The 13,756-nt window shown below is 46.1% G+C and carries 10 protein-coding genes; 6 read left to right on the top strand and 4 right to left on the bottom strand.

Going from position 1 to position 13,756, the window contains the following annotated elements:
• Nucleotides 1-807 precede the first annotated feature (807 nt).
• A complete protein-coding gene (locus LC073_RS13665; RefSeq protein ID WP_226647803.1) occupies nt 808-1,857 on the top strand; it encodes an HAD family hydrolase in 1,050 nt (349 codons plus the stop codon).
• Between the two features lie 697 nt (nt 1,858-2,554).
• Nucleotides 2,555-2,878: a hypothetical protein gene (locus LC073_RS13660; protein ID WP_226647802.1), complete on the top strand. Its 324-nt coding sequence runs from the start codon at nt 2,555-2,557 to the stop codon at nt 2,876-2,878.
• Here the strand turns inward: LC073_RS13660 and LC073_RS13655 are convergent.
• Nucleotides 2,866-3,558 carry an alpha/beta fold hydrolase gene (locus LC073_RS13655; RefSeq protein WP_226647801.1) on the bottom strand — a complete coding sequence of 231 codons (693 nt, stop codon included), beginning with the start codon at nt 3,556-3,558 and terminating at the stop codon, nt 2,866-2,868. The two genes, LC073_RS13660 and LC073_RS13655, sit on opposite strands and share 13 nt — an antisense overlap.
• 207 nt (nt 3,559-3,765) lie before the next feature.
• Nucleotides 3,766-5,187 (bottom strand): hypothetical protein, encoded by a 1,422-nt coding sequence (locus LC073_RS13650; RefSeq protein WP_226647800.1) that lies wholly within the window; start codon nt 5,185-5,187, stop codon nt 3,766-3,768.
• A 487-nt stretch (nt 5,188-5,674) separates the two neighbouring features.
• On the opposite strand from LC073_RS13650, the gene LC073_RS13645 reads away from it, so the two are divergent.
• The 3 genes from LC073_RS13645 to LC073_RS13635 all read left to right on the top strand — a co-directional run bounded on the left by LC073_RS13645 (nt 5,675) and on the right by LC073_RS13635 (nt 9,132).
• A complete protein-coding gene (locus LC073_RS13645) occupies nt 5,675-6,058 on the top strand; it encodes an STAS/SEC14 domain-containing protein (RefSeq protein WP_226647799.1) in 384 nt (127 codons plus the stop codon).
• A 177-nt stretch (nt 6,059-6,235) separates the two neighbouring features.
• Nucleotides 6,236-6,685, top strand: coding sequence for a GyrI-like domain-containing protein (locus LC073_RS13640; protein ID WP_226647798.1), 450 nt, complete (start codon nt 6,236-6,238; stop codon nt 6,683-6,685).
• 767 nt (nt 6,686-7,452) lie between these two features.
• Nucleotides 7,453-9,132: an NAD-dependent malic enzyme gene (locus tag LC073_RS13635; RefSeq protein WP_226647797.1), complete on the top strand. Its 1,680-nt coding sequence runs from the start codon at nt 7,453-7,455 to the stop codon at nt 9,130-9,132.
• A 51-nt stretch (nt 9,133-9,183) separates the two neighbouring features.
• Here LC073_RS13635 and LC073_RS13630 read toward each other — a convergent pair whose 3' ends face one another.
• Nucleotides 9,184-10,521: a patatin-like phospholipase family protein gene (locus LC073_RS13630; RefSeq protein ID WP_226647796.1), complete on the bottom strand. Its 1,338-nt coding sequence runs from the start codon at nt 10,519-10,521 to the stop codon at nt 9,184-9,186.
• Nucleotides 10,522-10,963: 442 nt separating this feature from the next.
• Here LC073_RS13630 and LC073_RS13625 point away from each other — a divergent pair, with 442 nt between their 5' ends.
• Nucleotides 10,964-11,497 (top strand): hypothetical protein, encoded by a 534-nt coding sequence (locus LC073_RS13625; RefSeq protein WP_226647795.1) that lies wholly within the window; start codon nt 10,964-10,966, stop codon nt 11,495-11,497.
• 186 nt (nt 11,498-11,683) lie between these two features.
• Here the strand turns inward: LC073_RS13625 and LC073_RS13620 are convergent, their stop codons facing one another.
• Entirely contained in the window at nt 11,684-13,414 is a 1,731-nt protein-coding gene (locus tag LC073_RS13620) for a hypothetical protein (protein ID WP_226647794.1), read from the bottom strand.
• Nucleotides 13,415-13,756 lie beyond the last annotated feature (342 nt).

Raw genomic sequence — 13,756 nt, 5'->3', positions numbered from 1 at the left:
AATCCCTTTTCAAGTATTGCCAAACATGATTCGGGTTACTGCGGAATCTAGTGCAATCGCATAGACATAGATTAGACGTAGATATAGCGGCTATCGGTTTCTTTGGCTTCAACAGCTTGCTTGAGATAGTTGTTGGCTACTGAGTGACAGCCTTGCCGTATTAAAGTTAATTCCACGGAGTGGTGTATTGCTGCATTTCTCTCAATGTTACTCAAAGCTTACGCAATATTTTGCATGGTAGCTGCCACATCAGGAATCGGGGCTGTTTGCTGGGTAAAGAGGGTGGTCGGCTTGAAAGATTTTTTTGGGAGGTAGCACTGAGTAAAAATTACATCCCCATTACTTCTCAGTCGTAAACAATGTGTTTCATGATAATCACTACAGGTGACACCTGCGGTATACATTTTGCTGGTATGAATGAGCCATAAAGCTGGACCACTTCGTTAATCCGGCCGTCGATTTGGTAGAACGGTAGCTGTAATAGGGCGGGCTGTAGTACTCCAAGAATTGGAATTCTGGGAGTGCCCAGTAAGAAAGTTGAATTCGCCGAGAACCCTGTTCACACTGGCTGCCACTGAAATAATTTTGCCTTAGATTCATCCGCTGCCAGTGTGTCATTCTTATCTCCATAACAATCCACTATTAGCAATGGACTAAAGTGAGCTGTTAGGCTGGAACTCCTGACAGCTATATTTTCAGAATTTTTAAGTTGCCTTGGATTTTTTAGAGTTCTGATCTGGGCTTGCTAAGATTAGATTATACTGCGCCATAAGTAGCGATCTTCAATATAGAGAAAAATATACGACAATGGTTAATTTTCAACGGTATTTTATTCCTTTTCTTTTGATATCTCTGATAAATGTATGCTTTGTTGTTACGGGTATCAGTGCAGAGCTCTCCTCATGGAATAACACTGCGACAAAATCTGCCATTGTAGGATATATAAATAAGGTTACAAAGGACGGTAGTCCAGACTTTGTTCCTCCTGAACAACGTATCGCGGTATTCGATAACGATGGTACGCTATGGGCGGAAAAGCCTGCCTATGTTCAACTGCTTTTCGCTATAGATGAAATAAAGCGACTAGCCCCAGAGCACCCGGAATGGCAGAAAGAGCAGCCTTATGCCGCAATTCTTAACGAAGATATAGCCAGTTTATTAGCTCAGGGAAAAGTTGGAATAGAGGAGATGGTTGGCGTCACTCATGTCGGTGTAACCGGTTCAGAGTTTAATAAGGTTGTAACTTCCTGGATTTCTTCTGCAAAGAATCCACTCACTGATAAACCGTATCAAGATATGGTTTATCAGCCAATGCGAGAGCTATTGGAATATCTGCGGGCTAAGGGGTTTAAAACTTATATTTCCTCTGGTGGTAGCGCCGATTTTATCAGAGTATTTTCAAATAATTTATATGGCATTCCACCAGAGCAGGTGATAGGTAGCCGTTTAAAGTTGCGTTATGAGAACACTGATGGCAGTCCTCGTGTTATCACGACTGATAAAGTTGAATTTTTAAATGATCGAAAAGGTAAGCCCATTGGTATTAGCCAGGTTATTGGTCATCGTCCAATTTTTGTAGCTGGTAACTCAGATGGTGACCTGCAGATGTTGGAATGGTCTACCGCCGGCAAAGGGGCGCGCTTTGGTATGCTGATCCATCACACCGATGGTAAGAGGGAGTGGGCTTATGATCGTAATTCCAACGTCGGATACCTGGATAAGGCTCTAATAGCTGCCAAGACTCACGGGTGGACCGTGGTTGATATGGCGAAAGATTGGGGTGTTGTTTTCCCGAAGGTCAAATCTCTTAGCCCGGAAAGGGAAGCATATGAAGAGCCTGTGCTCAATGATGGCTAATCCTTTCTACTTGATTCCTCGTTCTTATTTATTTGTGAATCCAGAAGTGAGCAATTATCAACGACTTTGACAAGCATAATTTAATCTTGTTGTATTCCTCTTAAGATTAACCTCCGTTTGATATTTTGGCGTTAATAACAGCAGTAAATTTTCTGAATGCAAGGAAAGTTCCCTTTAACGCTTCTGTGCTTTAATTGATCGTTAAGTTTTTTTAGGTCTATCTTGCATGCATTTACGCTGATTTTTGATCACAAAAAATTTGTGTAGTGATGTCATGCTTTTCAGATGGCGGGTTATTGGAGTGCCACAGCCAGATCAATACCTGGAGCAATAACAGGGTCTAACCCAGGTCCAGTCACCGTGGTCGCTTTAGTCACTCTCTTTTACAGAGCTCAGTATGCTGGTGATTTGGGGAGATGATATCCGTAACTGGAATATCACTTTTAACAACCGTGATATGATGGGCTATGCTACACCAAATAATATTTCAGTATCTAGGTTGACTGGTTTATTGATCGTGTATTTGTACTGGCTGCCTATGTAGCAGTATGCCAAAAAATTTTTAAAAATTCTGAGGAAGTATTCTCCTAATCAAGTGTCAGCTTCTTAAAATATTGAAAAAGGTAATGAAACAGCTTGAAGTCGGCGCTTATGGTAGCAATATATTTTTATTGATATCTTATTTAGGGTAGAAGCCATGAAAAGGTTACATATTGCACTTTCAACAGATAAGATTGAAGAAACGGTCCAAGACTATAGCGCTCGCTTGAACTGCAAACCTTGCGCCTATGTCTCTGGTGAATATGCACTGTGGCGAACTGACAGTTTAAATCTGTCAATTCGTAAGGATTCAAAATACAAGCCCGGCACTCTCAGGCATTTGGGCTGGGAGGACCCAAAGGCTACAGCTTTTACCCAGGATGAAGATGTCAATGGCATTATTTGGGAAAACTTTAATGCAAAGCAACAAGCAGATGAAATTAATAATGCTTGGAGCAGTGCGAGTTATCAACCCGATTGACAAAGAAGGGTTTTTCCCGACAATTGGTTGGCAGTCAGCTCTATGATTTTTGCACATTCAATTGGCTTCGCTTGTGCAATAAAGTGTCCGCCCGGGATCTGGATGATCTCTAGCCTATCAAATAAAGACTCTAATTGTTTTAATGCCTTCTTGCTTACAAGGCGATCCTTGTCTGGGCTAATATAGATTGCGGGCAAGTTAAACTTATCTGTGGGGTCGTTAATTTTTGCAATATTTTTAAATCTAGATTTAAACTTTACTTTATCTGTGATTTTAATTGAATGGAAGATCTTTTGAGTTTTTTCTTTATTGGCATGGCCGTTGAATCCATAATGATTGATTGCCCAGTAGTTGATGCAGTTGGGCTTGATAAAACTTATAGGAAGCAACCCCGAAAATCTGGATATGATTGATGGTGAGGAAATGAAGCTGGCAATAAAAATGATACCTTTGACACGATTTCTAGCCAGCTTACATAGTTCATAAGCAAGCCTGCCTGAATATGACTCCGCGACTAAAAGTAGATTATCATCTTTCGTGATTTCGTTTAATGAACCTGCTTGTTCATAGTAAGTCCTGCCAGATAGCTTTGAAAGAGAAACTACCTGAATCCTTAATGACTTTGGCAGTGCTTTTATTAAGTTTTCAAATAATATTCCAGTGCCATCTAAGCCTGGCAAAAATAGAAGTTTTAAGGCTGTCCTAATAGTTAGAGTCTGTAGTATATAGTTTGTAATTTGAATGCTATCAATCTATAGCGGGTTTGAGCTTATTTCACCAACTTAATTGTACTCTACTTGTCCGTAAGCGTCGAACCTTTTGCCGATCTTGTGTTTTTATTTTTCTGGCTCCGTCGCGCCTTGCCAAAATGAGCTAGATAAACTCTTTTATGGTGCTCCACATAAAGTTCCATTAATATCACATTGAGGTCTGATTCCTACGGCCCTTTGTTCAATATTCAACCTCAATATTTCTCTATTTGTTTTAGTATTTATGTTGTCTTCTGAGCATTTGCATATTTGACTTGCACAGCAGCTACAGCCTGCTAATGTCTCAACTTGGTTAATTAGACTGAGATTGTTAAAGTCGCGGATTCCACTACAAGCTTTTTCTATAAGTCTAAATCGATCCCCCATATTTACCATCCAGGGTAAATCCTGTCCCAAACCTAGAGCCGTACATAAGGTAGCATCACAGGTATAGCCATTTTGAGATCTATCCACTACAGAATTCTGTTTGTAACTATCACAAACAGCCTCACACATTAAGCTATTTGGATCTACGTTATCATTCCCTGCTGTAAATAATGGGCAGCCGGTGTTAGGTGGTGTATTTGGAAAACAAGTGCCTTCTGGTGGTTGTGGGTCAATGGGATTATTTGTCCTGGGATTGTGTGCGGCAGACCAAATATTCCTTCCTGGTAAATGGCACTGAATCTGGTTGTCTCCTCCATGAGAGAGACCCTGACCTATTTCGTAGCGCCCTACGTAAATTGGACAGTTACAATCAACAAGTTTATTGCCATAAGCATCTTTCTCACCCGTTTCATAACAGGGTGCAGTCATACAGCCTGCATAAAGTCCTCGACAGGACGTTGAGCCTGGGAAGTAGTCGAGCTTTTTGACTGGTGAATAAACTGACACCATGTCAGCACCAGGTATTAGCTGATTGACATTGATTGAAGAGCACACGGGCGCCTCAATACTAGTGGTGGGCGCACAGTTAGCGCCGCTGTGACCGCAGGCTTTTACTGTTTGTTCGTAGATATCCTTGTTTAGAATCGCATGTATATCAACAAAGTAGGGTACATTTGGTGGGATCTCCTCGGTGCTTAGTTTGTAACACTTACAATTCGCGGTTTTTCCACTTGGAGATAATGTACAGGGTAATGAGGGGTTATCATTTGATTGCCCGGTGGGTACATCGGGGCCTGAGTAATAGCAGAGGGCATAAGATAATTCAGCACCTTGAGGGGGGTTGCATTTTAGAAAATTTTGATTCTTTAGCCAGATATTTGCCCAAGATGGGCCAAAGACCGTGGTCATAATATCATTGACTTGAAAAATATCGCTGGTACGCCTTACTCCACGAAGAATGATCCGCTCATATTTTTCTGCATACCATTTGCTGTTATTTGGTATCCACTTATTATTTATAATCTCTTGGCCCTTATAGTCATCAAATTCTTTTTCTTGATCAATTGCGTATATTGGGGCGTCGTTTTCCGAGTTGGCTAGAGGTGTGATTGACACCACACTGAGGATAAAAATGGTGAATAATAATTGGATGGCGCTGCGGAATACATTCATGGCCGAGTCCCCATCATTTTGACTGAAACCATATGGCACCGTGTCTGCTTGATTGCAATTTATAAAATAGCTATTTAAGTTCTTACCCAGTTGCGCTTTACTTGGTATTTGGCGTGTGGTCCCTTGGGTTTGTTTGTACGAGCTTTAGTGCGCAGGTTGGTTATAACCACTGTGCTTAAAGGGTAGCGCATAGAGTTTGTTCAACCTCATCTCTGGCAGGTTCAGAAGTTATATAAAATGAGCGTTGAAATGTGCCATTTTTGTAATCAAATCAGCTGCCATTTTTAATTGGTTTCCGGGTTTTATTGTTTGTGTTGGTTAATGATTTCCTTGTCTGGACTTATGCATCTGGTTATATTTGTTTTATGTTTGTCTTGGTGCGTATAAATTTTCAGAAAGTGGTGCGTGAATGAAGATGTCACCACCCTTTGGTGAGAGATTTTAATTCTCTACTTGCTTTGATTTGGTTTTTTTATAGGAGGTCTTGATGTTAACAGCTTTGGATCTGGGTATAGCCAATGCCCTTGCTTTCAGAGTGTCTGGCAGTATTACTGAAAGTGATGTGTCGGAGGCTTTAGAAGCTGCTAGGCAGCTGGGCAAGCAATACGAAAATATTACTATATATGAAGAAATAGAATCCTTTGAGGGGTTTGAATTTGCCGCAATAATAGAAAAATTCAAGTACTTGTATGATACAGGTGTTTCCAATATTTCTGCAGCAGCTATTTTGACGGATAAACGATGGCTGCAGAAAATTATACGAGTTGAAGATAAAATTTTTAGAAATATGAATATCCGATGCTTCTCTTTGGACCAGCGTGAGGAAGCTATACAGTTTCTCAAGCACTATGCTCCAGAAAATACAGATTAGATCAAAACGTGATTCTTATGGAATTTTTCCTCATTTTGAGGCTCAAAGCAGAGATCTCCTGAGTAGGAAGGGGCTACTCTTGGTTTTTAGTTTGAGTAACGATCAGTTGCTATCAAACATTGCTAAATGCTAGATAGATTTTAAGTTAATCATTAATGAGGAAATAACGAGGCTGTTATGGTCGTTGAACAGATTTCAGGCTTTGATTTGGTGGGGCTTTGCACAAGGACTAAGAATGAGAATGAGGCGGATGCCTCTACAGCGCAGATAGCTCCTTTGTGGGAAAGGTTTAGTGCTGAGGCAGCACCCAAGTTTAGGGGAACCCCTCAGGTTTATGGGGTATACACTAACTACGAGTCGGACCATAGCGGGATGTTCGATGTTTATGCTTGTTCGGATCTGCTTTCAATTGATATGTCTGAGGACTTTAAGTCGATACATGTGGAGTCTGGTAAGTACTTGGTGTTTTCAGCTCAGGGGGAAATGCCACAGGCGGTTATCAATTTATGGGGTGAAGTATGGAATTACTTCTCCTCACCGGAATGCCCACACCAACGTGCTTACACCACAGACTTTGAACACTATGTAGGCCCGAATGAGATAAGAGTCGCCATCTCTATCAAATAACTCTTTAAGGCCTCTAAGGGCCTATTGGCTAAAGGGCTATCAGCCTCCTCTCTGGCTTTTCACAAGGTTAATTGTCCAGTTAGCAGAGAGGCGGCTAAAAGTAGATAGGTGCCTAAAAATAAGCGGCTAAAAAAACGGACCACCAAAAACGCTTAAAAAGTATTCATCATCGGGTATCGCTTCAAGATGCCTGGGTGGGCAAACGTACAGATAGGCAGTATGGTCACAATGGACATGTTCCGGCGTCAAAATAGACAGGGTGAACAATACGGATTCCTCTAACTTGCTTTGTATCCGCTCGGAAATGACGCCCTGTATGTCATCAACAGGGTGCGATGTTCTCGTCCCCAAAACATATGTCTGGCTTTGACCTCCGCTGACTTCTCTTTAGCTTTCCCGCATCAATTCATGAAACTACCCTGGAATTACGGGCCTTAGAGGTAGGCTCAAGAGACTATTATCCTCTCTGTTTCACTCTATGGGCTGTTCGTCGTCCAACTGGAGGAAAGCAAAGTTGTCTGAAAATTCTACACTAAGAACCGCAGTGAAAATCCGCTAGCATGATTGAAAGGCATTTTTTTCAGGCTCTCAAGGAAAGAGGGTGGGCCTTGTTATAATTTGGGACACTAAGTAGTCTTTAAACCCCTTAGACTGGCAAGAGACCGGTAGGTCTGTGCAAATTTCTGACTCTCTTCGCTTGATTTGGTCAGACTAAAAGCTATTTGCGCAATATATCTTGTCCATCATCGCTAATTAAAAGCAGGTTTATGAGCAACAACGAAAAGCGCCCCCTGTATATTCCACATGCCGGCCCTTCCTTGCTGGAAATGCCACTATTGAACAAAGGCAGTGCATTCACCTTGAAAGAGCGGCTGGAGTTCAACCTGGCGGGTCTCTTGCCTAACAATGTTGAGACCATTGAGGAGCAGGCCCGGCGGGCTTATTACCAGTACCAGCATTGTAAGACTGACCTGGATAAGCACATTTTTTTGCGGGGCATTCAAGATGATAACGAAACCCTGTTCTTTTACCTGATTGAGCACCATATCGATGAAATGCTGCCGATCATTTATACCCCCACAGTTGGCGCAGCCTGTGAGGAATTTTCCAATATTTATCGAACCCACCGCGGACTGTTTATCCCCTATCCAGACCGCGAGTACATGGATGATATGTTGCGCAGTGCCACCAAAGAAAACGTCAAGGTTATTGTGGTTACCGACGGTGAGCGCATCCTCGGCCTCGGCGATCAGGGCATTGGTGGCATGGGAATTCCCATCGGCAAACTGTCTCTGTACACCGCCTGTGGTGGTATCAGCCCGGCTTACACGCTTCCCGTAACCCTGGATGTTGGCACCAACAACCGTACGCTTCTCAATGATCCTATGTATATGGGCTGGCGTCATGAACGTGTTTCCCAGCAGGAGTACGATGAGTTTTTAGAGCAGTTTATTGAAGCGGTGAAGCGTCGCTGGCCCAAGGTGTTGGTGCAGTTTGAGGATTTTGCCCAGACCAATGCCATGCCTCTATTACAGCGCTACCGGGATCAGCTCTGCTGTTTCAATGACGATATTCAGGGCACAGCCTCTGTCACACTGGGTACTATTCTCGCCGCTTGTAAAACCTGGCAGGAGCCACTCACCGCCCAGCGGGTTGTGATTGTTGGTGCGGGTTCCGCCGGATGTGGTATTGCCGAGCAAGTGGTGTCTGCCATGGTGCAGGCAGGGCTCAGCGATGCGGATGCACGTTCACGTATTTTTATGTTCGATCGCTATGGCTTGGTAACCTCGGATATGAAGGGCCTACACGATTTCCAGGAGGCGCTGGCGCAGTCCCCGGATATCTTCGAGGGCGTTGCCGAATCGGACTTGGAAAGCCTAATTGGCCAGATAAAGCCGAGCATTCTTATCGGGGTATCCGGTCAGGGTGGGTTATTTAATCAGCAGGTAATTGAGGCCTTGCAAAAGGGGCACGAACGCCCGCTAATCATGCCGCTATCAAATCCCACTTCCCGTGCGGAGGCGACGCCCACAGAGATTTACACCTGGACCAAGGGGGAGGCACTGGTGGCCACCGGCAGTCCTTTTGCTGCGGTGGAAATCGATGGACGCAATCACCCGGTAGCTCAGTGCAACAATGTTTACATTTTCCCCGGCGTTGGTCTTGGGGTGATTGCCGCCAATGCCACACGTGTGACGGATGGTATGCTGATGGCCGCCTCCAACGCCCTGGCAGAGCAAGCGCCAGTGGTGAAGGAAGGCAAGGGCGCACTTCTGCCGCACTTGGATAATATCCGAGAGGTGAGCATAGATATCGCGCGGGCTGTGGCTGCCCAGGCCCAGCTTGATGGGGTTGCTCCCAAAGTGAGCCATGAGCAACTGGAGAAATCCCTAAAGCGTAATTTCTGGCAGGCCAACTACCGCAGCTACCGCCGCCGCTCTTTCTGAAACCATTTCGAAGCCTTCGCAAACCGGACCGCTTATGCGGCCCGGTTGCTTTCAGGCAATCTGCTGGTTGCAGTAGATTGCCTCTGGCTGGCGCAGCACCAGGTAATCTTCCCAAAGAAAACCGTCACTTAAAAATTCGATGGCGGATTTGGCTCCAGATACAAACAGGTGTTCGCAATGCTCTCCTGGCATGGAGAAATCCAACCAGTGAGGGAGGCGGCCATTCGTCATTGGATCTATGGCAATTTCCTTGACCAATGCATGGTATTCAGCATTCAAGCTGGCGCGCACATGGTTATCGAGCATATTGCGGCAGGTATTGATCAACCCCATAGCAAAGCGCCCCATGGTATTGGATTTGGGCTGGTAGTGATCTACCTCCAGCTTGACCCCTAAAGTGGGCAGCTTGGGCGTGCCGTAGGGGTTGTGAAAAATATCAAAAGGAAAATTGGATACCAGGCCGCCATCGACAAACTCCACCTCCTGGGGAAAACCGTGCTTAAAGAAGCGTCTGGGATTGCCGATGCCCTTTATGTTGCGCCAGTTCTCCTCAACGGATTGGCACTGCTCCAACTGGGGAATATTTTTTACCGTATAGGGTTTGAAGAAGCCGGGTACCGACATCGATGCGCGCACATATTCGGCGGGATTCACCGTATTTGGGTCACTGAAATAGAGCGGAGCTTTGGCTGGGAATACCGCGCGGGTTTCCGTAGTAATATCTGCGGCTACCAGAGCCACCTCCGCATTGCCAACCTCGGGATCGGGATTGCCTTGGTAAAACAGCGTGGGGAACTGGTTGATGCGTTGGTATAACTGCGCGGTATTGGTGATACCCAGCTGGCGCAACTCGTCTTGCAACCAGTAGGTGAAGGTATCACCAGGATTCAGGCCTTTATCCCGTAGCAGCTGCCGCAAGGTACGCAGGGAGTCATAAGGGTGTAGGGCTAGGTTACTAAAAAATCCTCGGCCATTAAGTAGGCGCTGTATAGTTCTACGAGCAAAAAGCTCCCCATCTTCGAAACTGGCAAAGTCCGCCTTGGCCATAATCTCGAGGAGTTTTTCACTCTTGCGTGAGCCCGGGGTACCAGCGGCGGCTAAAAACAATGCATTGATAGCACCGGCCGATGTGCCCGCAATCTTGCGAAAGCGAATGCCGGCTAACTCCAGGATGTAGGTGTAGCCTACCAGGGCAATCCCCAGCATGCCGCCACCCTCCATCACCAAGTCTACATACTGGAACCCGTTGGAATCCTGTACATCGCTAAATATCTTGCCCTCAACTTGAGGGTTGGCTTTCTGCCAGAGAGTGTTAGCCTTTTGCAGGGCATTTGAGACCCAGCTTGCTTCCCCTATTTGGGTTTTCCCTTCTGTGTTAATTAATTCCATGTGTTCGAACAAATTATGTGCGGTTATGTGGTTGAGGCGAGTTATCCGTCAGGATGAAATTTGCCATAGAATGCAGTTTGCATTTAATGCTTTTCCACTAGGGCAAGACTCGATGTGTTAATCGAATGAATTTCTCGTTGTAGTTATGTTGGCCTAGTAGATTGAGGAGATGGTGATTTAGCTGTCGGTTGACGTCAAGGGTGAGTATGACACTTTTGTGGGCAATCTAGTGTTCCTGAAGTGAATACTCTCTTTACTATATTGTGGAAAGGATCGCCGAGATAAGTCCACTATTGACAGTTTTGGGGTTCTTCCATTTTTTTACGGAGGTCGTATAAGTAACTTATTTTATTTGGTTCTTTATTTTCAGTGATAGCTTATAACTCTGGGGCTCTGTCTTTTGCCTATTTATCTTTAAGCGGGTTAAAAAATGTTTCGAAGAATGGCGTACATTGTTCATGGTCTTACCCTCTCACTTTGTCTCAGTACGAGTTTGGTAAGCGCCGAGCAGGATAAGGGGCAATATCTGGGCGCATTTAATGATCCTGTGCGCTACTGCGCGGCTGTAAAAAATGTGGATCAACCGCAGGAGCCCTATATCGGCCCGGCAAAACCGCAGATGGTTTTATCGGGTATCCGCAAGGCGGCGGGTATTGCCGATGATGCCCCGGTGGACTGGGTTGCCGGGGGCACCTTCTGGCGCTGTATGGATGGGGCAGTCTACGCCTGTTTTGTGGGTGCCAACCTGCCCTGTACGGAAAAGGCGGATATTTCGCGAGAGCCCAGCGAGGCGATGGTGACTTACTGTGAAAGCAACCCCACAGCGGAGGCGATCCCCGCTGCGGTTACCGGGCGGGCGACGGTGTTTGAGTGGCGCTGTAACAATGCCGAGCCGGAGGTTGTTCGACAGATTTTGCACGAGGATGCGCGGGGTTATCTTGCCGAGTATTGGTATCGGCTGGATGGGGCTGAATAAATCGCTCCTAATGACTTAATGGATGGAGAAAAAACAGCCGCTCTTGGGGCACGCTGTGACTGCCTCTCTGTACGTCTATTCAGCATCCATGACTTTTAAGGGCCAGAGGGTGGGGGAGTTCTCCTCTTCAGCTAATAGAAAACGGGGAGGGCGAAGTCCCTCCCCATAGCTAAAAAAATGGCACGCTTACCAGGTCAAGCTGATATCGGTCCCGTCAAACTTCACATCTGAGTCGTACACATATTTCAGTGTGCCTTTCCAGAAGGAGCCCTGCCATTCCCAGTCGGCATCGTAGCTCACTTCATTGAGCACTTTTTGGCTAAAGGCTTCGAAGCTGCCGTAACGTTGCTCACTGCCCATAATCACCACCCAGGTCTGCTCGTTCCAGCCGCAGCTAACGGTATTGGAATCGCCATTGCCGCAGGGGTAGCGCACGGCGATGTAGCCATCGCCTTCCTTGCCGAATTTCCAGTTGCCGCTGCGTTTTTCTTGATCAAAGCCGCTAGGCCAGTGCAGGGCGACATCGGAGCCGCCGGAGTGGAACAGTTCGATAGCCGGGTAGGGGTTGTACTGAATTACCGCGACATTGTTTACCTGTTTGATTTTGGGCAGGTGGTCATTTTGCATAACGCCGCTGCTGCTGGCGTCTCCAACTTTGGTCCAGACAGGCTGGGTGCCAGTGGTGGCGATCCAGGCATTCTGCTGATAGCCCTGGCGGCCGGGCCAGTAGCTTTGAATGGAGTGCATCATTGCGCCGCCATCCTTATAGATGGAGAAGTTGGCGCCCGAGAGTACTGAACTGCGACTAAATACAGCGCCGGCCTTGGCGGCGGCGGGGGCTGCAGCTTCTGACAGGCCGAGGAATTGGTCAAAGGCCTGCAACCCTGGGTAGTCGTGCAGTTGGTATTTGCTGATAAACCAAGCACTATCGGCGGCTATATCCGGGTGGAAGTAGGCACCCTGGCTCCAGTAAAAAGGCACGCGCTCTTCGCGAGGCAAATCGGCATAGATACTGTTACGCGCCTCGGACAGTGAGTGGCCCACGGAGTAGTTTCTGTTCACGTTTTTGCCGAAGTACTCGTACACTTTGTCAGGGATTTCCAGTCCAGAGGTGGCCAGCATTACCCCGGCAGGGCTAAGCGTCTTGGCCTTCTCAGTTCCCAGTCCGGTCAGCAGATAGATGATGCGGTTGATATTTGCATCGACACACATCTCGCGGTAGCCGTCGTTACCGCGTCCAAAAGCGGAGTAAAAGGCCCCTTCATCATTGGTGACTAAAAGGATGTCCTGGAGCAAACGCTGCGCGGCCCCGCTGGCCAGGTTGCGGATTTCAGCATCTTCCGCGAAATCCACCAGATTGAGGAGGGCTGAGAGGGTGTAGGGGTAGTAGTTGGGTGAGTAAAATTCGTAGAACCCATATTGATTTTTCACCTCCAGATACCGCTTTAGACGCCTGTAGGTTCTGTCATCGGCAAAGACCCCGTACTTCTCCTGCAGCAGGTACTGTGCCGAGGTGTACATGATCATATGATTCTCGGAGGCGAAAATATGATCACCGGTTCCGCTCTCCTTGAACCAGAAGTGAAACCCATCAAGTGCCGCTAAGAGTTCATCCTTGATCTCTGGACGGAAATACAGGATTCGAATCAGCCGGGTGAGGGTAAAATCCGATTTTTCTTTGCCCCCATTGCGTACAACATCCAGATTTTGGTTGAGTGCCTCCCAGTTAAGCGGTTCACCGGTATAGGCTTGTAAAACCAGCGCCAGGTCACTTGTAGAGGATACCCCCTCATCAATGTATTGCAGTTGTCGCTCGGTATAGGCCCCCTCATCAAAAGACTGCGCGACCGCGCTTGCTGCTTGAATCGTTAATCCCAATAAAATCGGGTACAGCATTCCTACTACTGGTACTTTCATCAGTACGTGTTCCTTTTTTGTTTATGGTTATTGAGTGAAAACACTATAAGTGTGCCACTTAGCTATTAGAGGAACCTTGGCAGCGGCGCGCTAGGTAATTTCTGCCGCAATGGATTGCATTGTCGATCAGGCGGGCTGCATATTTCTCATTTTTGAGATATTTATCGGTGGTGATTTATTTTCGTGGGGTTTGTAATGCCACGTTTCATTTTTATTTTTAAAAGGTGAATTTTTGAGATATCTAATTGGTACAAAAACGTATTCGAGATAAGTTTAATTGTTGATGGGCGGACTGCGATTCTAGAAATGATTAACGGCGCTGGTACTGAACAGCGCATCTGT

The organism is Microbulbifer variabilis, from assembly GCF_020524905.1.
Taxonomy (GTDB): Bacteria; Pseudomonadota; Gammaproteobacteria; order Pseudomonadales; family Cellvibrionaceae; genus Microbulbifer; species Microbulbifer variabilis_A.
The sequence above is the reverse complement of the archived record's forward strand: the minus strand, read 5'-3'. Positions and strand labels throughout refer to the sequence as shown.

Bases quoted from the DNA above. Each gene is read 5' to 3' on its own strand.
- LC073_RS13650 (WP_226647800.1), bottom strand. From the start codon at position 5,187: ATGAATGTATTCCGCAGCGCCATCCAATTATTATTCACCATTTTTATC.
- LC073_RS13625 (WP_226647795.1), top strand. From the start codon at position 10,964: ATGGCGTACATTGTTCATGGTCTTACCCTCTCACTTTGTCTCAGTACG.
- LC073_RS13635 (WP_226647797.1), top strand. From the start codon at position 7,453: ATGAGCAACAACGAAAAGCGCCCCCTGTATATTCCACATGCCGGCCCT.
- LC073_RS13660 (WP_226647802.1), top strand. From the start codon at position 2,555: ATGAAAAGGTTACATATTGCACTTTCAACAGATAAGATTGAAGAAACG.
- LC073_RS13640 (WP_226647798.1), top strand. From the start codon at position 6,236: ATGGTCGTTGAACAGATTTCAGGCTTTGATTTGGTGGGGCTTTGCACA.
- LC073_RS13620 (WP_226647794.1), bottom strand. From the start codon at position 13,414: ATGAAAGTACCAGTAGTAGGAATGCTGTACCCGATTTTATTGGGATTA.
- LC073_RS13630 (WP_226647796.1), bottom strand. From the start codon at position 10,521: ATGGAATTAATTAACACAGAAGGGAAAACCCAAATAGGGGAAGCAAGC.
- LC073_RS13645 (WP_226647799.1), top strand. From the start codon at position 5,675: ATGTTAACAGCTTTGGATCTGGGTATAGCCAATGCCCTTGCTTTCAGA.
- LC073_RS13665 (WP_226647803.1), top strand. From the start codon at position 808: ATGGTTAATTTTCAACGGTATTTTATTCCTTTTCTTTTGATATCTCTG.